This is a genomic window from Aquabacterium sp. A08 (assembly GCF_011742065.1).
On record NZ_JAAQQT010000360.1, the window covers coordinates 1 to 314 of the forward strand.

Genomic DNA, 314 nt, shown 5'->3' on the forward strand with positions numbered 1-314 from the left:
CCGGCTTTGAGCAGGCCGAAGCACATCAACATGATGGCCGACATGCCCGAGGCGGTGGCCAGGCAGGCCTCGGCGCCTTCCAGCGCGGCCAGGCGCTGCTCGAAGCTGGTCACCGTGGGGTTGCCGGAGCGGCCGTAGGTGTAGCCGTCTTCCTCGCCGGCGAAACGCCGCGCCGAGGCTTGCGCGCTGGGCTGCACGTAACCGCTGGTCAGGTACAGTGCCTCCGAGTTTTCGCCGTACTGGCTGCGTTCGACCGCGGCGCGCACGGCCAGCGTGTCGCGGTGCAGGTCGGGGGGCAAGGCGGGGGCCATGGG

The 314-nt window shown here is 71.0% G+C and carries 1 protein-coding gene; it reads right to left on the bottom strand.

Going from position 1 to position 314, the window contains the following annotated elements; translation table 11 throughout:
- Positions 1 to 311, bottom strand: a 311-nt coding sequence (locus tag HA630_RS02040; RefSeq protein ID WP_208299918.1) for a PLP-dependent transferase, incomplete at its 3' end; no start/stop codon positions are given.
- Between the last annotated feature and the right edge of the window lie 3 nt (positions 312 to 314).